The organism is Streptomyces sp. NPDC023541 (assembly GCF_055559995.1).
Window position 1 is genome coordinate 193,263 of the sequence record NZ_JBVHJO010000005.1, and the last position, 20,764, is coordinate 214,026.

A 20,764-nucleotide genomic window follows, 5' to 3' on the forward strand; every position below is an offset into this window, starting at 1 on the left:
CATGCGACTCTCCCACCCTTCCGCGACACAGCTTCCAGGAGTCGTTATGCGTTCCGCCCTCCGCGCCTCGATCGTCACCGCCGCCCTCGCCGGGGCCCTGCTCGCGCCGGCCGCGACCGCGTTCGCCGCCCCCGCCCCGCAGGCCGTCACCCCGGTGTCCGCGTCCGCCTCGCAGGGGGACCGCTTCGACGGTGAGACGGTGCTGGTCGGTCCGGGCCGGATCGCGGTGCTGCGCAACGACGTCGAGGGTCCCGAGATCTGGATCCGCGCCGTCGCCGCTGACTGGAAGCCGGCCGACGGCTGGGCGGGCCGGGTCCTGGCGAAGCTCGACAACGCGCACCTGCGCGAGGTGGTCGACGGCGTCGAGTACATCCTGGCCGACGCGGACAACGGCCGGTACGGCCTCAACGTGCACGTGCTGGGCGAAGGCGCCTCGGACGGCTTCCACCTGCTGCCGGAGGCGACCACCAAGCCCTCCGACAAGCCGGCCGCCAAGCCCTCGGCCGAGCCCACCGCCAAGGCCGCGGACAAGCCGGCCGCCAAGCCCTCCGCGACCGCCGGCAGCACTCCGAAGGCGCAGACCGTCGGCCAGACCTCCGTCGTCCCCCAGGGCGGCGTCGCCGCGGGCGCCGAGATCGCCACCGAGGACACCGACGACTCCACCACCGCCTACGCCGGCGCCGGCCTCGGTGCCGTCGTCGCCGGCCTGTGCGCGGCCTTCGTCTCCCGCCGCCGCGCCGGCACCCGGCGCTGACGCACCCTGAGCACCTCGTCCCTCCTTCCGGCGGACCACCGAACGGTGGTCCGCCGGACCCGTTTCCCGGAGCGCCCCATGGCCCATCGCGTACGTCCGCGCCCGCTGCTCGCCGCCGCCCTGATCTGCGCCGCCCTGACCGGCTGCGGCGCGGCCGGTTCCCACACGCCCCCGCCCGCGGGCGCCGCCCCGCCCGCCGTCATGCCCGCGACCGCCCCCGCGGCCCCCGCCCCGGCCGCCCCGCTGCCCGCCTCCGAGCCCGTGCGCGTGTCGATCCCCGCGGCCGGGGTGGACGCCTCACCGGTGCTGAGGCTGGGGCCGGCCGCCGACGGCACCGTCGAGGTCCCCTCCGTGGCGGACGGCGACAAGATCGGCTGGTACACGAAGGGCGTCACGCCCGGCGAGACCGGACCCGCCGTGCTGATCGGCCACTTCGACACCGCCCGCGGCCCGGCCGTGCTCAAGGACGTCTCGCGCGTCCGCACCGGCGAGGAGATCACGGTCTCGCGCGCCGACGGCAGCGCCGCCGTCTTCCGCGTCCGCGAGCTGGAGCAGGTCGCCAAGGACCGGTTCCCGACCGCCAAGGTGTACGGCGACACCACCCGTCCGGAGCTGCGCGTCATCACCTGCGGCGGCGAGATCACGGACGGCCGCCGCCCCGACAACATCATCCTGTACGCCGATCTCGTGCGCTGATACACCCCCGCGGCGCAGTGGGGCAGAATCGACCCCATGAGCAGCCAGCAGCCGACCGATGAACCGGTCTACGACGACCGGGTCTACCGCTCCTCCATGGGCGTCGTATCGGGGGTACTGCTGCTCGCGCTGACGGCGTGGCTCTGCGGGGACGCCGTGGTGCGCGGCTCCGGCAACACCCCCTGGATCGCGCTGGCGGTGGCGCTGTGCGTCGTACCGCTGATCGTGGCGTTCACGATCCGCCCGGCCGTCTTCGCCAACGACGACCGGATGCGCGTGCGGAACCCCTTCCGGATCATCGAGCTGCCGTGGGCCGCCGTGGACGCGGTGCGGTCCGGTTACTCGGCGGAGGTGCTGGCCGAGGGTTCGAAGTACCAGCTGTGGTCCGTGCCCGTCTCGCTGCGCGAGCGGAAGAAGGCCAACCGCCAGCGCCTTCGCCACGAGGGGCTGCGCGACCGGGAGGAGCGGTCCGCGGGGCGGCCCCCCGGCGAGAAGGCCCAGGTCCAGGCCGAGCCGATGCGGGCCAGTGCGGACCGGATCGTCGACGAGCTCCAGCGAATGGCCGAGCGCGGGGCCGAGCGGGCCGGCGCCCGGGGCAGCGTGCGCGTGCAGTGGTCGTACGAGATCATCGCGCCCGCCGTGGCCGGCGCGCTGCTGCTGATCGTCCTGCTCGCCACCCGCTGAGCGGGCCCGGGACCAGGACACTCCGGGGATCCGTGCCCGCTGCCACACCAGCGAGGCGGAACCGGGGCTGCCAGGTGGTGCGTCCTCGCAGGTGTGCAGCGTATTGAGGCCGACGGCAGCACCGCCGGCGCCACCGCGATCCCCCTCCGTCTCCGACTCCTGGCCGGGGTCCTGCTCGCCGCCCATCTCGTGGTCGTCGGCTGGCTGACCCTGCTGCCCCTCGACGTCCCCTGGGCCGCCGCCGGCAATCTGACCCCGTTGGAGGGGATCCGGGCCGACCTCGCCCTCGGGCCGCTGGAGGCCGCGCGGCGGATCGGGGAGGGGCTGGCGCTGCTGGCCCCGCTGGGGGTGCTGGTGCCGCTGGCCAGCGGACGGCTCCGGCTGTCGCGGCTGGCCGCGTGGTCCTCCCTGGTGCGGACCGCGGCCGCGGGCGCGCTGGTCTCGCTGAGCATCGAGATGCTCCAGAGCGGCGTCCCGGGCCAGGTCGTCGACGTGGACTCGGTGCTGCTGAACACCCTCGGCGTACTGATCGCGCACGCGGCCGTCGTACCGGCGCTGCGGGCCCGGCTGCGCCGCTCACATGCCGTTTATCAGGGGGACACCCCGAGGATTTCCAGGGTCGGGCTCGGCCCCTGGACCGACGTTCTGTCCGCGGTCCAGCGGGAGTATTGAGCCATCGCAAGAAAGCGGTCCCGACGAAGGAGAACCTCATGAGCGCCCTGGTCCGCCCCCGTGACGGCCGTTGGATCGGCGGAGTCTGCGCCGGACTCGCACGGCGTTTCGGAATGTCCGCGAACACGATGCGCGCCATATTCGCCGTCTCGTGCCTGCTGCCGGGCCCGCAGTTCCTGATCTACATCGCGCTGTGGGTGCTGCTGCCGAACGAGAAGTCCGCCTCGACCGCCTGGTAGTGGGGCCGCTCAGCCGGCCTTGCGGACCTTCTCCAGCTGCTTGTCGGTCACTTCCTGCGGCACCTGGGTCTTCTGCTGGGCCGCCGCCACATTGAGGGCCATCAGCCGCACGACGGTGTCCCCCTCGCGTACGACGACCAGGTGGACCTGTGCCGAGACGCCCTGGCCGGCCGCGGTCGTGGTCCAGCTGACGCTCTCGTCGCCGCTCGTGCGGTAGTCGGCGGCGCGGATCTCGCGGTAGCTGCCGGTCTGCTTGTCGACCGTGGCCGAGAAGCCCGTACCGCAGGCGGCGACGGCGGCCTTGAGCCGGGAGACCAGTGCCTTGGCGTCGCTCTCGGAGTAGGAGCTGACGGACGCGGAGACCGCGAGCCCCATCTGCTTCTGGGATCCGATGCCCCGGTTGACGGTCTCGCGCGCGGCGGGGTCCGGCTTGTCGCCCATGATGTCCGCCAGCGGCTGGCAGGCCTTCTTGTCGGCCTGCGGCTGGCCGTCCGGGGCGTTGGGGTTCTTCCCCTGGGCGGAGATCTGATAGCCGGGCAGGTCGCCCTGGGCGAGCGCGGACCGCTCCAGCTTGGTGCCACCGGCCTTCGGCGTGGCCGATCCCGCCGGGTCCGGGGACGCCGCGGGGGCGCCGGGCGCGCCGCCGGCGGTGCCCTCGGAGCTCTTGGGATCGGGGGACCTGCCCGTCGCGGGGGCCTCCGTACTGCTGCACCCCACCGCCGCGAACAGCAGGGCGGGGACCAGCGCGACCAGCGTCGCTCGTGCCTTCATGTGCATGACCGAGAACCTCATACCCAGTGCGTCGGCGGGCAGTTGGTGGGGATCGTGGCACACCGCACGGCGGCACACACACCTCGTCGAAGAGGCGTGCGACCGCCGTGCGTGCGTTCGCGTCGCGCCGACGTCAGCCGTTGAGGGCACCGGTGACCGGGCCCAGCAGACCGGTGACCGCGGCGGTGGGGTCGCTCGGCTGCCCCTCTTCGGCCTTCATCTGCTGCTGGCTGGTGACGCCCTCGAGCGCGCCGGTGGCGGTACCCAGCGCGTCGGTGATGCCGATGGCGGGAACGGCGGCGGAGGCGGTGCCGGCGGCGACGGCGGCGAGGGCGGCACCGACGGCGGCGGCACCGAGGAACTTGGCAGCTGACTGCTTCATGGAAGGTATTCCTTGCGACGGGGAATTGAGCGGCTCCGCAAACTAGTCACTTCAAACCCCGGCCCGCAAACATCCTTTAATACGAGAAAGCGCCCGGAAATTGCCTCTCCCGGGCGCTTTCAGTACGTCATGCCATGGCCTACGCCGAGACGGATCCGCTGGTGGAAGCAGTCTGCCGGAACAGCCACTCCGACTTCAGCTCCGCATAACCGGGCTTGATGACCTCGTTGATCATGGCCAGTCGTTCATCGAAAGGAATGAACGCGGACTTCATCGCATTGACGGTGAACCACTGCATGTCGTCGAGGGTGTAGCCGAAGGTGTCCACCAGGTGCTCGAACTCGCGGCTCATGCTGGTGCCACTCATCAGGCGGTTGTCGGTGTTGACCGTGAGCCTGAAGTGCAGCTTCCGCAGCAGGCCGATCGGGTGCTCGGCGTACGAGGCGGCCGCGGCCGTCTGCAGGTTCGAGGTCGGGCACATCTCCAGGGGGATGCGCTTGTCCCGGACGTAGCTGGCCAGGCGGCCCAGCGTGACCGAGCCGTCCTCGGCGACCTCGATGTCGTCGATGATCTTCACGCCGTGGCCGAGGCGGTCGGCACCGCACCACTGCAGGGCCTGCCAGATCGACGGGAGGCCGAAGGCCTCACCGGCGTGGATCGTGAAGTGGTTGTTCTCGCGCTTGAGGTACTCGAAGGCGTCGAGGTGGCGGGTGGGAGGGAACCCGGCCTCGGCGCCGGCGATGTCGAAGCCGACCACGCCGTTGTCGCGGTAGCGGTTGGCCAGCTCGGCGATCTCCAGAGCGCGGGCCGCGTGACGCATCGCGGTCAGCAGGGCGCCGACGCGGATGCGGTGGCCGTTGGCCTTGGCACGGCGCTCGCCCTCGCGGAAGCCGTCGTTCACGGCCTCCACGACCTCTTCGAGGGTCAGGCCGGCTTCGAGGTGCTGCTCGGGGGCGTAGCGGATCTCGGCGTACACGACGCCGTCCTCGGCCAGGTCCTCGGCGCACTCGGCGGCGACGCGGAAGAGGGCCGCCTTCGTCTGCATGACCGCGCAGGTGTGGGCGAACGTCTCCAGGTAGCGCGGGAGGGAGCCGGAGTCGGCGGCCTCGCGGAACCAGATGCCGAGCTTGTCGGCGTCGGTCTCGGGGAGGTTCTCATAGCCGACCTCGCGGGCCAGCTCGATGATGGTCCCGGGACGCAGTCCACCGTCGAGGTGATCGTGCAGGAGCACCTTCGGGGAACGACGGATCTGATCCGGGGTCGGCAGGTTGGGGGTCTCGCTCGTCATCTGCGCACTCTACTCCTACGCGCGTAGAGCGTCGTGTCCCCGGCGGGCGTCGATATGTAACAGAGACCGCGCGGACGGATGGCGTACACCCGAAGGTCTGAGACTGTTCCGCCATGGCACAGCATGCGCCGCCGGCGCGCGGGGCCCGCCTGGGGCGGGCGGCCGGCGCGAGAACCGGCTCGGGTCCGACGGAAAGCCCGGTCAACGGGGTGGTGCTCCTGCTACCCGGGGCGTCCAGATTCTCCCCCGGCCCCCTGCGGCCGCTCGCGCGGGCACTGGCCCGGGCCGGCGGTGGGGACGGCCTGGTCACGCACGCCGTCGTCCACGGCGGGGAGTCCTCGCGGGAGGAGCAGGCGCGGTGGGCGGCCGACGAGGCGGTGCGGCGGTACGGGGACGTGCCGGTGTGCCTGGCCGGCTACGACGCGGGAGGACTGGCCGCGCTGCGGGCGGCGGGGCACGGGGCCGTCAACTCGGTTCTGGCACTGGCTCCTTGCCTGGAGGGCGGAACGCCTGCCGACTCCCCTGAACCGGTGAGACACCTGTCGGGTCGGCAGGTGTTGATCGTGCACGGCACCAACGACGCGCGCAGCGACCCGGAGGTCTCCTTCCGGCTGGCGGAACGGGCGAAGAAGGCGAACCGTTCGACGTGCCGGTTCGAGGTGCACTCGGACGGCCACGGGCTGCGCGAGCACCAGGCGGAAGTGGTGGCGCTGGGCGTGGACTTCGTGCTGGGGGCGGTCTTCTCGGGCCGGTACTCGCGCCCCGTCACGGACGCCCTGGCCGCCCCGCCTCCGCTGGGCCTGAGGATGCCGCTGGCCTCGGGCTTCGGGAGGTCACTGCGGGGGTGAGGGCGGGGCGGAACCACGGCCGGGACGGGGCCGCAAGGCGGCCCGCGCGGCGTACCGTGAGAAGTGGACTCGGGGTGCCCGCTCCTCCCCCGGAGGCGATCGGCCATGGCAGCGATGGACCGCAGGAACTTCGACGAGCCGGACGAGAGCAGACCGTTCGTCGGCGGCATGGGCAGGCTGGACCTGGTGGACACGGGGGACGGCGCCGTCGGCCGGGCCGTCTTCCAGCCGGGCTGGAAGTGGTCGGAGCACATCAAGCCGCTGGCCGGGACGGAAAGCTGCCGGGCCGACCACACCGGGTACGTCGTGAGCGGCCGGATGAAGATCGTCACGGACGACGGGGAGAGTGCCGAGTTCGGTCCCGGCGACTACATGCGCGTGCACCCGGGGCACAACGCCTGGGTGGTGGGCGACGAGCCCTGCGTGACGCTGGACTGGACCGGCTTCTCCGACTACGCGAAGCCCTCCGGCTGACGGCTCGGCCGGCGACCCCGTGGCGCGGCGGCCGATGTGGTCTCGGTGGGCCCCGGTGGTCGCGGTGGGCTCCGGTGGTCGCGGTGGGCTCCGGTGGTCGTGCCGGTCCGTCCGCGCCCGCCGCTCCGCCCCCTCTCGGCCGGATGGCACGGACGGCCCGGCGCGATCGTGCTCCCCCTTCACGCCCGTCGCCACTGTGCCGCTCCGGCATCGCGGCGGCGGCCGGAGCAGCCGGACGCCCGCGAGCAGCGGAACTCTGCTGACTCGCCCTAGCGGGGCCCGCAGAACCTGTCGCGGTACGCGCGCAGCGCGGGCCTGCGGATGGCGGGCAGCCTTGCCAGGGTGTGCGAGAAGGCGTAGGGGTGGGGCAGGAAGGGCCGCCAGGGGTGGAGCGGCAGCGGATAGTCGTCGCGCAGGACCCCTTCCGGCAGTCTGCCGGTCGCCGGTGCCGGCGAGGTCTCCCCGGGGAGGGCGAGGTACGCCCATATCCCGATGTCCATGGGGACGACGGGGGCCGTTCCGTCCGGGGGCCGCCACGCCTCCCCCGTGAACGGATGGCGCGGGACGAGGAGGACGTCGGGGCCGGGCCGGAGCGGGGGCCTCCCCGGCCCGGCCAGGCCGAGGGCCATGGTGGGGGGCCCGGCGGGCATGTAGCCGGCGACGGCGTCGCCGAGCAGATCGGCGAGGGGACCCGCCAGCGCCACCGGGCGGGCGTCGCAGGCCACCACCAGGTGCGCGAGCGCCACGGTGACCGCGGCCTCCCAGCGGAAGCTCCAGGAACCGTCGAGTTCGACGGGTGCCACGGCGTACGACTCCAGATCCAGCTCGTCCCAGGCGGGGACCGGGACGGCCGGCAGGCCCGAGGGCGCGCGCCGCACGGCGTCGGGCTCCAGCCACACCGCCTGCCACAGCCCGCAGTCGTCCAGTCGGGTCGCGACCGCGCTCCCGCAGCCCGTGCAGGCGAGGTTGGGGCCGTCCCGGCCGTCCACGCCCATGCAGTACCCGTCGCACTTCTCGGGGATGAAGGCCATGCCCCGGGAGTCACCGGGTGCGATGACGATCCTGCCCCGCGGCCCGAACGACACGGAGTGCACCGGTGCGTAGATCCCCTGCCGGGCCGCCGGTTCGTCCCCCACCTCGTCCCAGAGCCGCCAGGGCTGTCCGGTCGGCAGGGGGTCGACGGCGTACGTCCCCGACTGCATCAGCGGGGGGTGCAACTGCTCCCACGCCCCGAAGTAGGTGTGGTCGGGGAGGGCGACCCGGGCGACCGGCGCCGTCAGTTCCGCACCGCAGCCGGCGCACACGAACACGTCCAAACAAGCTCCCCCTCGACCGGCGACCCCGGAATTGTCCGGGCCGGGCGGGGGAGGGGGCCACCGGTTTTCGGGCGGGGCGGCCAGGCTCACGCCACGGGGGGTTCCAGGTCCGGGATGAGGCGGCCGCGGCGGGACATCAGGAAGCGTTTGAACTCGGCGACCGGCGGGGTGTCGGGGTGGCCGTCGAGCCAGGCGACGCCGATCTCCCGGAGGGCGCGCGGGGCGGTGACCGTCAGCTCGACCACCCCGGGCCGTGCCACGGCGGGGGGCGGCAGCAGGGCCACGCCGAGGCCGGCGGCGACCAGGCCGCGCAGGGTCTCGGCCTCCTCGCCCTCGAAGGCGACGCGCGGGGTGAAGCCGGCTTCCGCGCACAGGTCGTCGGTGATGCGGCGCAGGCCGTAGCCGGCCTCCAGGGTGACGAAGGTTTCCTCCGCGGCCTCGGCGAGGCGGATGCGCTTGCGGCCGGCGAGGCGGTGGTCGTCGGGGACGACCAGCCGCAGACGCTGTTCGTCGAGGCGGCGGGCGACGAGGTCGGGGGCGTCCGGGAGCGGCGAGGTGAGGCAGAGGTCGAGTTCGCCGGCGCGCAGCTTCTCCAGCATGGCCTCGCCGTAGTTCTGGACCAGGGAGAAGCGCACGCGCGGGTGGTCGGCGCGGAAGGCGCGGATGAGGCCGGGTACGGTCTCGGGGCCGAGGGTGTGCAGGAAGCCGAAGGCGACCTTGCCGTAAGCCGGGTCGGCGTCCTGTTGGACGGACTCGGCGGCGCGGGCGATGCCGTCCAGCGCCTGTTCGGCGGAGGCCAGGAAGGTGCGGCCCGCCGTGGTGAGGGCGACGGTGCGGCCTTTGCGGGCGAACAGCGAGACGCCCAGGTCCTGTTCGAGGCGGACCATGGCCCGGGACAGCGTGGACTGCGGTACGCCCAGCTCCTGGGCGGCGCGGGTGACGTGCTCGTGCCGGGCGACCGCGACGAAATGCGCCAGCCGGGGAGCGAGCAGAGTTGTCACTGCCATGTCTTCTACGTAACGGTTCGTCGACATCCGCAGTCCTGACCTCGGCTGATGCTGCAGTGGATCGATTATCGCGATTCTGTGCATTGGACGCATGAAAAACACCGGCCTACCGTCGAAGACATGCCTCCCGTTCATACCGGGGCACCCGTCATCCCGGGTGCCTCTACCGCGTCGTCCCCCGCACCGGAAGCCCACTCCCCCGGCCGCCCCGGTTACCGCCGGATGAGCCTCGCGCTCTTCGCCGCGGGACTGGCGACCTTCGCCCTCCTCTACTCCACCCAGGCGCTGCTGCCCGCGATCTCCGACGACCTCGGGGTGACGGCGGGTCAGGCCAGCTGGACGGTGTCCGCGGCGACCGGCGCCCTCGCGCTGTTCGTCCTGCCGCTGAGCGCCCTGTCCGAGCGGTTCGGCCGCACCCGGACGATGACCTGGTCGATGGCGGTCGCCGTCGGCGTGGCGCTCCTCGTCCCCTTCGCCCCGAACCTGGAGTGGCTGGTGGTGCTGCGCGCCGTGCAGGGTGCGGCGATCGCCGGAATTCCGGCCTCCGCGATGGCGTACCTGGCGGAGGAGGTGCGGCCCCGAGCCCTGGTGGCCGCGATCGGCCTGTTCGTTGCGGGGAACTCCATCGGCGGGATGAGCGGCCGCCTCGTCACCGGCTGGGCGGCGCAGTCGGGAGGCTGGCGGACGGGCCTGGCGGCCGTCGCCGTGATGGCGCTGGTCTGCGCGGTGACCTTCCTGGTGCTGCTGCCGCGCGCACGGTTCTTCCGCCCGGCGTCGCTGAACCCGCGCGCGGTGGGCCGTACCGTCGCGGGCCACCTGCGCGACCCGCTGCTGCTGCGGCTGTACGGGATCGGCGCGCTGTTCATGACGGTCTTCGGAGCGGTCTACACCGTGATCGGCTACCGCCTGGTGGACGAGCCGTTCTCGCTCGGCCAGGGCGTGATCGGCTCGATCTTCCTGATCTACCTGGTCGGTACGGTGTCCTCCGCGGCCGCCGGCAAGCTGGTGGCCCGTACCGGACGGCGCGGCGCGCTGTACCTGGCCGTGACCACCACGGCGCTGGGGCTGCTGCTGTCGCTGTCGGACTCCCTGGTGACGGTCGTGCTGGGGCTGGTCCTGATCACGGCGGGCTTCTTCGCGGGGCACGCGGTGGCCTCGGCCGCGGTGAGCCGGACGGCGCAGACGGGCCGGGCGCAGGCCTCCGCGCTCTACCAGTCGGCGTACTACCTCGGCTCCAGCGCGGGCGGCACCCTCGGCGCCCTGGCCTACCACGAGGCCGGCTGGGCGGCCACGGTCGGCATCGCGCTGCTCGCGGTGCTCGGCGTCGTGTCGATCACCCTGTACGGGACCCACGCGGCCCGCGCGCAGCGGCGCGTACCGGCTTCCGCGGCAGGCGCGCGCTGACGGGACTTCGCTTCCGTCGGAGGCAACCCCTGCTCGTTTTCCGGGCATTCAACACGGAGAACGCAGTGCGGTGAGCAGGGGAGGACCGGATGGGGACGCGAAGGACACGCGGGCGAGCGGGTCGGCGGGCGGCGGTGTGGGGCGGGGCGGCGGCGCTGGCGCTGCCGCTGGTGGCGGTCGCGGGGGGCGGTACGGCAGAGGCCGCCTCCTGCAACCGGTCCACCGGGCCGTACCAGCGCCAGGTCGAGCAGTTCCTGGGGCGGCCCGTGGACGGCAGGCAGTCGGCGGCGGACTGCACCGCCGTCAGGGCGTTCCAGACGAAGCACGCGATCAGCCCGGCCCAGGGCTACGCCGGGCCGCTGACCTGGCAGGTGATGAGCACGATGCTGGCCCAGCGGGCCGCCGGCAGTGCCCCGAACAGGGCCGGTGAGTGCCCGGTGAACCGGGGGCGGATCGCCTGCGTGGACCTGACACGGCAGCTGAGCTGGATCCAGGACGGCGCCGCCCTGAGGTACGGCCCCGTCCCGGTGCGCACCGGCAAGGACGGTACGGAGACCCGGACCGGCCTGAAGAAGATCTCGCACCGCAGCATCGACCACTGGTCGACGCTCTACAACGTATCGATGCCGTACGCGCAGTTCTTCGACGGCGGCATCGCCTTCCACTCGACGGCCAAGAGCATGTGGAACCCGCCCGGTTCGGGCGGCTGCGTGAACATGCGGGCCGCCGATGCCGAGGCGTACTGGAACCTGCTCGGGAAGGGTGAGGACGTCTACGTGTACGGACGCAAGCCGGGCACGTAGCCTCAGGCGGATGCGGGGGCCGCGGCCGGGGCGGGTGTCCCGGCCAGGAGGTCCAACCGCCCCAGGCTGGCGCGGCGTTGTACGAGGGAGAGGCCCGCCACCGCCGCTCCGAGGGCGATCCACCCGGCCGGGCCGGCCGCCATCACCGCGCCGGTGAGCAGCAGCGGTCCGGCGGACTTCTGGACGGACTGGGCCATGCCTGCCACGCCGAGGTACGAGGCGCGCGCCTTGGGGGGCGCGAGGTAGACGGCGAGCTCCCAGGAGCTCACCGAGCGCATCAGCTCGGCCGCGGTGGCCAGCACCGCCGCGGCGAGCAGGGCGACCGAGGCGGTCCAGACGCCGCCGCCGGTGGAGGCGGCCAGCAGGACGCAGCACAGCAGCGTGGTCAGCCCGTACAGGGCGACGGCTCCCGCCGCCTGGCGGGGGCCCCGGACCTTCGCGGAGACGCGCAGCTGGAGGACGACGACGAGCACGGTGTTGACGACCAGGAAGGCCGGGATCAGCTCGTGCGGCGCCGTGGTGTGGCCGACCAGCCACAGCGGGATGCCGATGCCCAGGATCGAGTCGTCGAGGTTCATCGGGATGTCCAGCAGGACGAAGCGGAGGTAGCCGCGGTCCCGCCAGGGCCCCGGCCCGCCGGCCGCGGCGGCGGGGCCCTCCGCCGGGGCGGCGGACGCGGCGGAGGCGGCGGACGCGGCGGACGCGGCGACGAGTCCGCGGCCGCGCGGTTCCCGGGTGCGCCGGACCAGGGCGGCGGCCACGAGGAACGACAGCGCGTTGGCCAGGATGAGCACGTGGTAGGCGCCCCGGGTGCCGACGGCGAGGCCGATGGCGGCCAGGCCCGCCCCGAGCGCGTAGCCGGCGTTCGCCGAACTGCGCGACAGTGCTTGGTAGGTGGCGCGCCGCTCGCCCGCGACCCGTGTGGCGAAGAGCATCTCCAGGGTCTTGGCCGCCCGGTCTCCCAGGTGGGTGACGGCCACCACGGGCAGCAACAGCGCGAAGTCGGTGACCACGAACAGCAGGCAGAGCGTGAGCAGGCGCAGCAGGTGGGCGCCGATCAGCAGGGAGCGCACCGGGAAGCGGTCGGCGAGGTGGCCCGCCAGGGGCGATCCGGCGATGCCCGCCACGCCGGACGCGCCCAGCAGGATGCCGAGCTGCCCGGCGTCGAGTCCGACGACGAAGGTGAAGTAGAGGACGCAGGCCGCGGCCCAGACGCCGGTGCCGGCGCGGTCCAGGAGCTGGGCGAGGAGCATGATCCGCGCGTCGCGGCCCCCGGGCGGCCGTCGCAATTGCGCCAGCAGGCCGGGTTTCCGTTCGCCCCGCCGCCGTTCCTTCCGGATCTCCGCGCCGCGCCGCATTCCAGGCCTCCCCGCCCGCCGTCGAAGTATCTCAACATCGAGATACAGGGGAAGCCTGCACCACATAAATCTTGACGTCAAGATACTTGATATCGATAGACCTGGGTCGCTGCGGGCTTCGGGCTGCCGTTGTCAGACCCCTCCGGTAGGTTCCGAAGTAGCCACGAACGTCAGGGGGATGGACCGACATGAGCGACCTCGCGACCACGAGCGGCGACCTCGATGCGGCGATGGACCGGTACCGCGTGGAGCTCACCGGCTACTGCTACCGGATGCTCGGTTCCGCCTTCGACGCCGAGGACGCCGTGCAGGACACCTACATCCGCGCCTGGCGCAGCCACGACAAGTTCGAGGGCCGCTCCTCGCTGCGGTCGTGGCTCTACCGGATCGCCACCAACGTCTGCCTGGACCTGCTGAACGCCGGGAACAAGCGGGCCCGCCCCATGGACCTGACCGCCCCGCAGCACCAGTCCTCCGCCGTGCTCAACCAGCGGCCCGAGGTGACCTGGCTGGAGCCCGTCCCCGACGGCCGGGTGCTGCCGCAGACCGCGGACCCGGCGGAGACGGCGCTGGCGAAGGAATCCGTACGGCTCGCCTTCGTCGCGGCGCTCCAGCACCTGCCGGCCAAACAGCGCGCGGTGCTCATCCTGCGCGAGGTACTGGCCTGGAAGGCGGACGAGGTCGCACAGCTGCTGGCCACCACGGTGGCGTCGGTGAACAGCGCGCTCCAGCGGGCGCGGGCCACGCTCGCCGGGCAGCGGCTGCGCGAGAGCGAGTCGGCCGACCCGTTGAACGCGGAGCAGGCGAAGCTGCTGGAGCAGTACCTCTCCGCCTTCGAGTCCTACGACATCTCGCGCCTCACGACGCTCCTGCACGAGGACGCCGTCCTGTCCATGCCTCCGTTCGACCTGTGGCTGCAGGGCAAGGCGGACATCGCGGCGTGGCACCTCAACCAGGGCATCGGCTGCAAGGGTTCCCGCCTCGTCCCGACGACCGCGAACGGCATGCCGGCCTTCGGCCAGTACCGCCCGCGCGAGGACGGCGGGCCCGGGCACACCCCGTGGGCGCTGCAGGTGCTGGAGGTCTCAGGGGGCAGGATCGTCGGCCTCAACGCCTTCCTGGACACGGCCCGGTGGTTCCCGCTCTTCGGCCTCCCCGAGCAGCTCGACGAGTCCTACGAGGTCCAGCAGGGCGCGTAGCCCGTCCCCGGCACCGATCACCCGCAGCGGCCGTCCCCTCGCCGTCAGCCGCAGCCGTGCCAGCGCCTCCACATGGGCCAGCCCCGGTTCGGTGACGGCGCGCGCGTCGCACACCACCGCGCGCGCCCCGTCCTCGTACAGGCGGGCCAGGCGCGCGCACAGCAGTACGGCGTCACGCGCGGTCGGGTCGGGTCCGGGCAGCACGAGTCGGGTGGTCTCCACGAGGTGATGACTCCCGGGCCCGCCGGAACTCATCGGCACGGCCGGACAGTGACGGGGTGCACCACGACCGGGCGGGGCCCTGCCGGTGCTCCGGGTTCAGGGGCGGGGGAAGGCGGAGGTGTCGATCGCCACGGCGAAGGGCTCCGGAAGCTTGAGGGTCTCGCCGAACTTGCCCGACCACAGCAGGCGGTACGTACCGTTCGCGGGCTCGCCGTACAGGTGGATCGCGGGTTCTCCGGTCGCGTGCGGATCGATGAGCAGATACAGCGGGATACCGGCGGTGGCATAACCGTGGAGCTTGGCGACGCGGTCGTTGACCGCGTTCGACTTCGAGGTGATCTCGACGACGAATTCGGCGGCGGCCCCCGGCACGGAGTTGGCGTCCTCCAGGACCACCTCGTCGGAGGCGACGACCAGGTCCGGAATGAAGAGCCCGCTACGGGACGGAACCGCCACGTTGAGGGTCTGGTAGATCTCACAACCCTCCGGCAGCAAGGGCGTCAGAGCCCGCTACACCTTGACGGCGATGTAGTTGTGGTGGTTGCCGGGCGGTGGTGCCACGGTGATGATCCCCGCGATGATCTCCACCCTGCAGCCCTCGGGCCAGTCCGTCTCCTCCCAGAGGCGGACGAGGCCCTCCCAGCTGTCGCCGCCCCGCGGCTCCTGCTGGACGGTGAGTGCGCTCATGGTGTGCTCCTCAATCGGTTCGTCACCGATCCCAGCATGTCGAAACGGGACCGGCGGGGGTCCACCGGTCCCGTTCACCCGTAAGGGAAGCCGCAGGTCAGGCGATGCGGTCCAGGACGATCGGCGTGGCGGTGAAGGCCGTGCCCGCCGCGGCGATGTCGAAGGCGCCCTCCAGCGCCGCCAGGGCGTAGTCGAACTTCTCGGGGGTGTCCGTGTGCAGGGTCATCAGCGGCTGGCCGGCCGTGACGGTGTCGCCCGGCTTCGCGTGCAGCTCGATGCCGGCGCCCGCCTGCACCGGGTCCTCCTTGCGGGCGCGGCCCGCGCCGAGGCGCCACGCGCCGACGCCGACGCCGTACGCGTCCAGGCGGGTCAGGACGCCTGACTCGGGGGCGGTGACGACGTGCTGCTCGCGGGCCACCGGGAGGGTCGCGTCCGGGTCACCGCCCTGGGCGGCGATCATCCGCCGCCAGTGGTCCATCGCGGAGCCGTCGGCCAGGGCCTTCGCCGGGTCGGCGTCCTTGATGCCCGCCGCGTCCAGCATCTCCTTGGCCAGCGCGATGGTCAGCTCGACGACGTCGGCGGGGCCGCCGCCGGCGAGGACCTCGACCGACTCGCGGACTTCGAGGGCGTTGCCGGCGGTCAGGCCGAGCGGGGTGGACATGTCGGTGAGCAGTGCGACGGTCTTGACGCCCGAGTCGGTGCCGAGGCCGACCATGGTGCGGGCCAGCTCGCGGGCGTCCTCGATGTTCTTCATGAAGGCGCCGGTGCCGACCTTGACGTCCAGGACGAGCGAGCCCGTGCCCTCGGCGATCTTCTTCGACATGATCGAGGAGGCGATGAGCGGGATCGCCTCGACCGTGCCGGTGACGTCGCGCAGCGCGTAAAGCTTCTTGTCGGCCGGTGCCAGGCCGTCGCCCGCCGCGCAGATGACCGCGCCGGTGGTGTCGAGGACGTGCATCATCTCGTCGTTGGAGAGCAGCGCGCGCCAGCCGGGGATGGACTCCAGCTTGTCGAGGGTGCCGCCGGTGTGGCCGAGGCCTCGGCCCGACAGCTGCGGCACGGCCGCGCCGCACGCGGCGACGAGCGGGGCCAGCGGAAGGGTGATCTTGTCTCCGACGCCACCCGTGGAGTGCTTGTCGGCGGTCGGACGGGACAGCGCGTCGAAGTTCATGCGCTCGCCGGAGGCGATCATCGCCGCGGTCCAGCGGGCGATCTCGGTCCGGTTCATGCCGTTGAGCAGGATGGCCATGGCCAGCGCGGACATCTGCTCGTCGGCCACGACACCGCGGGTGTAGGCGTCGATGACCCAGTCGATCTGCTCGGGGCTCAGCTCACCGCGGTCCCGCTTGGTCCGGATGACGGAGATGACGTCCATGAGGTGCTTCCTTCTACGCGCATAGAGAGAGGAGAGAGGGGTTCGGGGAAAGGAAGTGCGACGGCCCTCCGCCCGGCAGGGCGAAGGGCCGTCGGCACGGCTATCTCAGGTGGTCGGGCCCGAAGGCCTGCGGCAGCATCGCCGCGAGCGGCAGGACCCCGTCCGGGGTCTCCACCAGCAGCTCGTCGCCGCCGAACTCGTACAGCAGCTGGCGGCAGCGTCCGCACGGGACGAGGATCTCGCCCTTGCCGTCCACGCACGTGAAGTGCGTGAGGCGGCCGCCGCCCGTGGCCTGGAGGGAGGAGACCAGGCCGCACTCGGCGCACAGGCCCAGCCCGTAGCTCGCGTTCTCGACGTTGCAGCCGGTCACGATGCGGCCGTCGTCCACGAGGGCGGCGACCCCGACCGGGAAGCCCGAGTACGGGGCGTACGCCCGGGTCATCGCGTCCCGGGCGTGCGTCCGCAGGACGTCCCAGTCCACCGCGGGCTCCGCGGTCACTTGCCCTGGCCCTTGCGGTACGGCATGCCGTCCGCCTTGGGCATCCGCAGGCGCTGCGCCGACAGGGCGAGCACGAGCAGCGTGGTCAGGTACGGGGCCGCGTCGACGAACTGGCTCGGCACCGCGTCGGTCAGCGCGTACCAGAGGAACAGCAGCACGGCGAAGGCCGCCGAGATGCCGGCCTGGATGTACTTCTTCTTGTAGAGCTGCCAGACGCACACCATGACCAGCAGGATCGCGATCAGCAGCAGCATCGCGTGGACGTTCTCGGCGCCACCGCGCAGCTTGAGGCTGTCGATGAAGCCGAACAGGCCCGCGCCCAGGGCCATGCCGCCCGGCATCCAGTTACCGAAGATCATCGCGGCGAGACCGATGTAGCCGCGGCCGCCGGTCTGGCCCTCCTGGTAGATGGGGCTGGCGACCTCGGACAGGTACACGCCGCCGAGGCCCGCGAGGGCGCCGGAGACGATCACGGCGATGTACTTGTACTTGTAGACGTTGACGCCGAGGGACTCGGCCGCGATCGGGTTCTCACCGCAGGAGCGCAGGCGCAGACCGAAGGAGGTCCGCCACAGCACCCACCAGGTGGCGGGGATCAGCAGCAGGGCCACGATGGTCAGCAGCGAGATCTCGGTGATCAGGCCGCCGATGACGCCGGCGAGGTCCGAGACGAAGAACCAGTGCTTGGCCTGGAGGTCGGCCATCCAGTCCGAGAGCCCCGGAATGGTGATCTTGGCGATCGGCTCGACCTGCGGGGACTGCTTGGAGGAGCCGCCCGGCGCCTCGGCGAACGTGAAGTTCGAGAGGTACTGGGTGAAGCCCAGCGCGAGGATGTTGACGGCCACACCCGAGACGATGTGGTTCACGTTGAAGGTGACCGTGATGATCGCGTGCAGCAGGCCGCCGACGGCGCCGCCGGCGATGCCGACGAGCACACCGGTCCACGGGCCCCACTGGTAGCCCGCCCAGGCACCGAACCAGGTGCCGAGGATCATCATGCCTTCGAGGCCGATGTTGACCACGCCCGCGCGCTCGGCCCACAGACCGCCGAGACCGGCGAGACCGATCGGCACGGCGAGGGAGAGGGCGCCGGAGACCTGGCCGATGGAGGTCAGGTCGTCGGCGCCGGAGATCACGCGGACCAGCGAGACCAGCGCGAGGCCGCCCGCGATGATCAGCAGGATCCACGGCAGGGTGAGCTTCTTGCGGCCGCCCGGGGCGGGCGCCGCCTTCTTCGTGGAAACGGTGCTGGCGCTCACGCCGCGACCTCCTTCTCGGTCTTCATGGCGTGGCCCGCGGCCAGCTCCTCGCCGACCTTCTGCTGCTGGCGCCGGATGCCGTAGCGGCGGATGAGCTCGTACGAGACGACCACCGCGATCACGATCAGGCCCTTCATGATCGTGCCGATCTCCTTGGCGTAGCCGGCCGTGTCGAGGCCGGCGGACGCCTTGTCGATGAAGGCCATCAGGAGGGCGGCGAAGAAGATGCCGACGGGGCTGTTGCGGCCGAGCAGGGCGATGGTGATGCCGGTGAAGCCGACACCCACGGGGAAGACGAGGGTGTACGTGTGGCTCTCGCCGAGCAGCACCGGCATGCCGGACAGGCCGGCGACGGCGCCGGAGATGAGCATCGCGGTGATGATCATCTTCTTGGAGTCGACACCGGAGGCCGCGGCGGCGGACTCGCTCGCGCCGCTGGCGCGCAGGTCGAAGCCGAAGCGGGTGCGGTTGAGCACGAACCAGTAGACGACGCCGAGGGCGAAGGCGATGAAGGTGAAGCCGTAGATCTCGCCCGAGTCCCCCATGGAGAGGGCCGGGAACCAGCCCGACTGGGCGATCTCGCCGGTGGTGAGGTCGTTGGAGCCCTCCACCTGCACGCCGAGGTTCTTCGGCAGGATCAGCCAGGCGATGAGGCTCGTGGCGATGGCGTTGAGCATGATCGTCGAGACGACCTCGCTCACGCCGCGCTTGGCCTTGAGGACACCCGCGATACCGGCCCAGAAGGCACCGGTCAGCATCGCGACGACCACGATCAGCAGGATGTGCAGCGGGCCGGGCAGCGCGATGGCGCCGCCGACCACGGCGGAGATCATCGCGGCGAGGCGGTACTGGCCGTCGACGCCGATGTTGAAGAGGTTCATCCGGAAGCCGATGGCGACGGCCAGGGCTGCCAGGTAGTAGGTGCCGGCCTGGTTGACGATGAGGATCTGGACGTCCTCGTAGCCACCGTTCTCGACCATGATGCGCAGCGGCTCGATCGGGTTGATGCCCGTCGCCGCCAGCACGATCATGGTCAGCACGAAGGCGCTGACCAGCGCGAGCAGGGGCCCGGCGATGGCGAGCAGCAGCCGGTCCTTGTCGAATTTCTTCATCGGGCCTCGTCCTCCGTCGTGTCACCGTCGGCAGCGGCGGAGTGGTTGTCGGTTGCTTCCAGGTGCCCCGAGGCGGCGCCCGTCATGGCGGTGCCGAGCTCCTCGGGGGTGACGGTCGCCGGGTCGGCGTCGGCGACCAGGCGGCCGCGGTAGATCACACGCAGGGTGTCGGACAGGCCGATGAGCTCGTCCAGGTCGGCGGAGATCAGCAGCACGGCCAGGCCCTCGCGGCGGGCCTCGCGGATCGCGTCCCAGATCTGCGCCTGCGCGCCGACGTCCACACCGCGCGTGGGGTGGGCGGCGATGAGGAACTTCGGGTTGTGGCTCATCTCGCGGCCGACGATCAGCTTCTGCTGGTTGCCGCCGGAGAGCGAGGCCGCGGTGACGTCGATGCCGGGCGTGCGCACGTCGTACTCGCGCACGATCCGCTCGGTGTCCTTGCGGGCCGCCTTCGGGTCGAGGATGCCGTTCTTGGAGTTGGGCGCCTCGGTGACGTGGCCGAGGATGCGGTTCTCCCAGAGGGGGGACTCCAGCAGCAGGCCGTGGCGGTGGCGGTCCTCGGGGATGTAGCCGATGCCGCCCTCACGGCGCTTGCGCACCGACATCTTGGTGATGTCCGCGCCGTCCAGGGTGATGACGCCCGCGTCGGGGGCCATCATGCCCATGAGGGCCTCGATCAGCTCCGTCTGGCCGTTGCCCTCGACACCTGCGATGCCGAGGATCTCGCCCTTGTGGATCGTGAGGCTGACGTCGTCCAGCAGGAGACGGCCGGCCTCGACGCTCTCGTGGGCCGCGGAGTCCGCGGGGGCCGCGGGCACCAGGACCTCCGGCTCGGCGACGACGGCGTCGCCGGCGGCGACGGTCAGCCCGGTCACCTGGAGCATCGGGACGGTCGTGACGGTCGACTCGCGGGTCTCGGGCGAGGGCAGCTCCGCACCGACCATCAGCTCGGCGAGCTGCTTGGGGGTGGCGGTCTTCGGGTCGGCGGTGCCGACCGTGGTGCCGCGCCGGATGACGGTGATGTCGTCGGCGACCTTCAGCACCTCGCCCAGTTTGTGCGAGATGAAGATGACGGTCAGGCCCTCGGACTTGAGCTCGCGCAGGTTGTCGAAGAGGGCGTCCACCTCCTGCGGCACGAGCACTGCGGTCGGCTCGTCGAGGATGAGGATCTTCGCGCCGCGGTAGAGGACCTTGAGGATCTCCACGCGCTGGCGGTCGGCGACGCCGAGGTCCTCGACGAGGGCGTCGGGGCGCACCCCGAGGCCGTACGCGTCCGAGATCTCCATGATCTTCTTGCGGGCCTTGGCGCCGATGCCGTACAGCTTCTCGCCGCCGAGAACGACGTTCTCCAGGACGGTGAGGTTGTCGGCGAGCATGAAGTGCTGGTGCACCATGCCGATGCCACGGGCGATGGCGTCGCCGGGCGTGTTGAAGGCGACCTGTTCCCCGTCGATGGCGATGGTGCCCTCGTCCGGCTTCTGCATGCCGTAGAGGATCTTCATCAGAGTCGACTTGCCGGCGCCGTTCTCACCGATCAGGGCGTGGACCGTGCCCTTGCGGACGGTGATCGCGATGTCCTTGTTGGCGACGACGCCGGGGAAGCGCTTTGTGATGCCGTGCAGTTCTACGGCGGGGGGCGGGCTGGACGCGTTGATGACGCACTCTCCTTGGCGCGAAAGGAGCGGAAGGCAGGGGGGACAGGGCGGGGAGTGAAA

24 protein-coding genes are annotated in these 20,764 nt (G+C 71.9%); 10 read left to right on the forward strand and 14 right to left on the reverse strand.

The features are described from left to right. Nucleotides 1-46: 46 nt before the first annotated feature. The 5 genes from ACZ3X1_RS14410 to ACZ3X1_RS14430 all read left to right on the forward strand — a co-directional run bounded on the left by ACZ3X1_RS14410 (nt 47) and on the right by ACZ3X1_RS14430 (nt 3,045). Nucleotides 47-754: a hypothetical protein gene (locus ACZ3X1_RS14410; RefSeq protein WP_467279879.1), complete on the forward strand. Its 708-nt coding sequence runs from the start codon at nt 47-49 to the stop codon at nt 752-754. Between the two features lie 78 nt (nt 755-832). Next, nucleotides 833-1,450: a class F sortase gene (locus tag ACZ3X1_RS14415; protein ID WP_467279882.1), complete on the forward strand. Its 618-nt coding sequence runs from the start codon at nt 833-835 to the stop codon at nt 1,448-1,450. Nucleotides 1,451-1,486: 36 nt separating this feature from the next. Next, on the forward strand, nt 1,487-2,134 hold the full coding sequence (locus tag ACZ3X1_RS14420; protein ID WP_356811408.1) for a PH domain-containing protein: 648 nt from the start codon (nt 1,487-1,489) through the stop codon (nt 2,132-2,134). 102 nt (nt 2,135-2,236) lie between these two features. Continuing rightward, on the forward strand, nt 2,237-2,806 hold the full coding sequence (locus tag ACZ3X1_RS14425; RefSeq protein WP_467280048.1) for a VanZ family protein: 570 nt from the start codon (nt 2,237-2,239) through the stop codon (nt 2,804-2,806). A 38-nt stretch (nt 2,807-2,844) separates the two neighbouring features. Then, complete coding sequence (locus tag ACZ3X1_RS14430) at nt 2,845-3,045, forward strand: PspC domain-containing protein (protein WP_030851215.1); 201 nt, start codon at nt 2,845-2,847, stop codon at nt 3,043-3,045. Nucleotides 3,046-3,054: 9 nt separating this feature from the next. Here the strand turns inward: ACZ3X1_RS14430 and ACZ3X1_RS14435 are convergent, their stop codons facing one another. The 3 genes from ACZ3X1_RS14435 to ACZ3X1_RS14445 all read right to left on the reverse strand — a co-directional run bounded on the left by ACZ3X1_RS14435 (nt 3,055) and on the right by ACZ3X1_RS14445 (nt 5,486). After that, the gene (locus tag ACZ3X1_RS14435) at nt 3,055-3,822 is read right to left on the reverse strand and encodes a hypothetical protein (RefSeq protein WP_362625225.1); all 768 of its coding nucleotides are present in this window, start codon (nt 3,820-3,822) and stop codon (nt 3,055-3,057) included. 127 nt (nt 3,823-3,949) lie between these two features. Then, nucleotides 3,950-4,198 carry a hypothetical protein gene (locus ACZ3X1_RS14440; RefSeq protein ID WP_030964396.1) on the reverse strand — a complete coding sequence of 83 codons (249 nt, stop codon included), beginning with the start codon at nt 4,196-4,198 and terminating at the stop codon, nt 3,950-3,952. Nucleotides 4,199-4,337: 139 nt separating this feature from the next. After that, a complete protein-coding gene (locus tag ACZ3X1_RS14445) occupies nt 4,338-5,486 on the reverse strand; it encodes an adenosine deaminase (protein ID WP_030663837.1) in 1,149 nt (382 codons plus the stop codon). Nucleotides 5,487-5,599: 113 nt separating this feature from the next. On the opposite strand from ACZ3X1_RS14445, the gene ACZ3X1_RS14450 reads away from it, so the two are divergent. Next, entirely contained in the window at nt 5,600-6,334 is a 735-nt protein-coding gene (locus tag ACZ3X1_RS14450) for an alpha/beta hydrolase (protein ID WP_390075664.1), read from the forward strand. A gap of 105 nt (nt 6,335-6,439) precedes the next feature. After that, nucleotides 6,440-6,808, forward strand: a complete 369-nt coding sequence (locus tag ACZ3X1_RS14455) for a cupin domain-containing protein (protein WP_356811412.1) — start codon at nt 6,440-6,442, stop codon at nt 6,806-6,808. 269 nt (nt 6,809-7,077) lie between these two features. Here ACZ3X1_RS14455 and ACZ3X1_RS14460 read toward each other — a convergent pair whose 3' ends face one another. Together ACZ3X1_RS14460 and ACZ3X1_RS14465 are read right to left on the reverse strand one after the other, a co-directional pair. Beyond that, nucleotides 7,078-8,118 carry a hypothetical protein gene (locus ACZ3X1_RS14460; RefSeq protein WP_467280049.1) on the reverse strand — a complete coding sequence of 347 codons (1,041 nt, stop codon included), beginning with the start codon at nt 8,116-8,118 and terminating at the stop codon, nt 7,078-7,080. 92 nt (nt 8,119-8,210) lie between these two features. Then, entirely contained in the window at nt 8,211-9,131 is a 921-nt protein-coding gene (locus ACZ3X1_RS14465) for a LysR family transcriptional regulator (RefSeq protein ID WP_467279886.1), read from the reverse strand. Between the two features lie 120 nt (nt 9,132-9,251). Here ACZ3X1_RS14465 and ACZ3X1_RS14470 point away from each other — a divergent pair, with 120 nt between their 5' ends. After that, the gene (locus ACZ3X1_RS14470; RefSeq protein WP_390075667.1) at nt 9,252-10,535 is read left to right on the forward strand and encodes an MFS transporter; all 1,284 of its coding nucleotides are present in this window, start codon (nt 9,252-9,254) and stop codon (nt 10,533-10,535) included. A gap of 89 nt (nt 10,536-10,624) precedes the next feature. Further along, nucleotides 10,625-11,338, forward strand: a complete 714-nt coding sequence (locus ACZ3X1_RS14475) for a L,D-transpeptidase family protein (RefSeq protein WP_356811415.1) — start codon at nt 10,625-10,627, stop codon at nt 11,336-11,338. A 2-nt stretch (nt 11,339-11,340) separates the two neighbouring features. Here the strand turns inward: ACZ3X1_RS14475 and ACZ3X1_RS14480 are convergent, their stop codons facing one another. Further along, on the reverse strand, nt 11,341-12,591 hold the full coding sequence (locus ACZ3X1_RS14480; protein WP_467279889.1) for an MFS transporter: 1,251 nt from the start codon (nt 12,589-12,591) through the stop codon (nt 11,341-11,343). A 293-nt stretch (nt 12,592-12,884) separates the two neighbouring features. Here ACZ3X1_RS14480 and ACZ3X1_RS14485 point away from each other — a divergent pair, with 293 nt between their 5' ends. Beyond that, nucleotides 12,885-13,895 (forward strand): sigma-70 family RNA polymerase sigma factor, encoded by a 1,011-nt coding sequence (locus ACZ3X1_RS14485; RefSeq protein ID WP_467279891.1) that lies wholly within the window; start codon nt 12,885-12,887, stop codon nt 13,893-13,895. Here ACZ3X1_RS14485 and ACZ3X1_RS14490 read toward each other — a convergent pair. The 8 genes from ACZ3X1_RS14490 to ACZ3X1_RS14525 form a co-directional block, all read right to left on the reverse strand. After that, on the reverse strand, nt 13,782-14,117 hold the full coding sequence (locus ACZ3X1_RS14490; protein WP_467279895.1) for an STAS domain-containing protein: 336 nt from the start codon (nt 14,115-14,117) through the stop codon (nt 13,782-13,784). The genes ACZ3X1_RS14485 and ACZ3X1_RS14490 overlap by 114 nt on opposite strands. Nucleotides 14,118-14,213: 96 nt before the next feature. Beyond that, entirely contained in the window at nt 14,214-14,612 is a 399-nt protein-coding gene (locus tag ACZ3X1_RS14495) for a Uma2 family endonuclease (RefSeq protein ID WP_467279897.1), read from the reverse strand. Nucleotides 14,613-14,627: 15 nt separating this feature from the next. Then, nucleotides 14,628-14,804, reverse strand: a complete 177-nt coding sequence (locus ACZ3X1_RS14500; RefSeq protein ID WP_467279899.1) for a hypothetical protein — start codon at nt 14,802-14,804, stop codon at nt 14,628-14,630. 97 nt (nt 14,805-14,901) lie between these two features. After that, a complete protein-coding gene (locus tag ACZ3X1_RS14505; RefSeq protein ID WP_467279901.1) occupies nt 14,902-16,179 on the reverse strand; it encodes a thymidine phosphorylase in 1,278 nt (425 codons plus the stop codon). Between the two features lie 100 nt (nt 16,180-16,279). Then, on the reverse strand, nt 16,280-16,678 hold the full coding sequence (locus ACZ3X1_RS14510; protein WP_030764376.1) for a cytidine deaminase: 399 nt from the start codon (nt 16,676-16,678) through the stop codon (nt 16,280-16,282). Further along, nucleotides 16,675-17,937, reverse strand: coding sequence for an ABC transporter permease (locus ACZ3X1_RS14515; protein WP_356811422.1), 1,263 nt, complete (start codon nt 17,935-17,937; stop codon nt 16,675-16,677). Before ACZ3X1_RS14515 ends, ACZ3X1_RS14510 begins: the two co-directional genes overlap by 4 nt. After that, the gene (locus tag ACZ3X1_RS14520; protein ID WP_030822807.1) at nt 17,934-19,049 is read right to left on the reverse strand and encodes an ABC transporter permease; all 1,116 of its coding nucleotides are present in this window, start codon (nt 19,047-19,049) and stop codon (nt 17,934-17,936) included. Before ACZ3X1_RS14520 ends, ACZ3X1_RS14515 begins: the two co-directional genes overlap by 4 nt. Then, on the reverse strand, nt 19,046-20,704 hold the full coding sequence (locus ACZ3X1_RS14525; protein WP_356811486.1) for an ABC transporter ATP-binding protein: 1,659 nt from the start codon (nt 20,702-20,704) through the stop codon (nt 19,046-19,048). Before ACZ3X1_RS14525 ends, ACZ3X1_RS14520 begins: the two co-directional genes overlap by 4 nt. Between the last annotated feature and the right edge of the window lie 60 nt (nt 20,705-20,764).

Excerpts from the sequence above, each read along its gene's own strand:
- ACZ3X1_RS14410 (WP_467279879.1), top strand. The coding sequence starts at position 47 with ATGCGTTCCGCCCTCCGCGCCTCGATCGTCACCGCCGCCCTCGCCGGG.
- ACZ3X1_RS14480 (WP_467279889.1), bottom strand. The coding sequence starts at position 12,591 with ATGCTCCTCGCCCAGCTCCTGGACCGCGCCGGCACCGGCGTCTGGGCC.
- ACZ3X1_RS14500 (WP_467279899.1), bottom strand. The coding sequence starts at position 14,804 with ATGAGCGCACTCACCGTCCAGCAGGAGCCGCGGGGCGGCGACAGCTGG.
- ACZ3X1_RS14445 (WP_030663837.1), bottom strand. The coding sequence starts at position 5,486 with ATGACGAGCGAGACCCCCAACCTGCCGACCCCGGATCAGATCCGTCGT.
- ACZ3X1_RS14485 (WP_467279891.1), top strand. The coding sequence starts at position 12,885 with ATGAGCGACCTCGCGACCACGAGCGGCGACCTCGATGCGGCGATGGAC.
- ACZ3X1_RS14475 (WP_356811415.1), top strand. The coding sequence starts at position 10,625 with ATGGGGACGCGAAGGACACGCGGGCGAGCGGGTCGGCGGGCGGCGGTG.
- ACZ3X1_RS14415 (WP_467279882.1), top strand. The coding sequence starts at position 833 with ATGGCCCATCGCGTACGTCCGCGCCCGCTGCTCGCCGCCGCCCTGATC.
- ACZ3X1_RS14435 (WP_362625225.1), bottom strand. The coding sequence starts at position 3,822 with ATGCACATGAAGGCACGAGCGACGCTGGTCGCGCTGGTCCCCGCCCTG.
- ACZ3X1_RS14420 (WP_356811408.1), top strand. The coding sequence starts at position 1,487 with ATGAGCAGCCAGCAGCCGACCGATGAACCGGTCTACGACGACCGGGTC.
- ACZ3X1_RS14440 (WP_030964396.1), bottom strand. The coding sequence starts at position 4,198 with ATGAAGCAGTCAGCTGCCAAGTTCCTCGGTGCCGCCGCCGTCGGTGCC.
- ACZ3X1_RS14465 (WP_467279886.1), bottom strand. The coding sequence starts at position 9,131 with ATGGCAGTGACAACTCTGCTCGCTCCCCGGCTGGCGCATTTCGTCGCG.
- ACZ3X1_RS14470 (WP_390075667.1), top strand. The coding sequence starts at position 9,252 with ATGCCTCCCGTTCATACCGGGGCACCCGTCATCCCGGGTGCCTCTACC.
- ACZ3X1_RS14430 (WP_030851215.1), top strand. The coding sequence starts at position 2,845 with ATGAGCGCCCTGGTCCGCCCCCGTGACGGCCGTTGGATCGGCGGAGTC.
- ACZ3X1_RS14505 (WP_467279901.1), bottom strand. The coding sequence starts at position 16,179 with ATGGACGTCATCTCCGTCATCCGGACCAAGCGGGACCGCGGTGAGCTG.
- ACZ3X1_RS14520 (WP_030822807.1), bottom strand. The coding sequence starts at position 19,049 with ATGAAGAAATTCGACAAGGACCGGCTGCTGCTCGCCATCGCCGGGCCC.
- ACZ3X1_RS14455 (WP_356811412.1), top strand. The coding sequence starts at position 6,440 with ATGGCAGCGATGGACCGCAGGAACTTCGACGAGCCGGACGAGAGCAGA.
- ACZ3X1_RS14450 (WP_390075664.1), top strand. The coding sequence starts at position 5,600 with ATGGCACAGCATGCGCCGCCGGCGCGCGGGGCCCGCCTGGGGCGGGCG.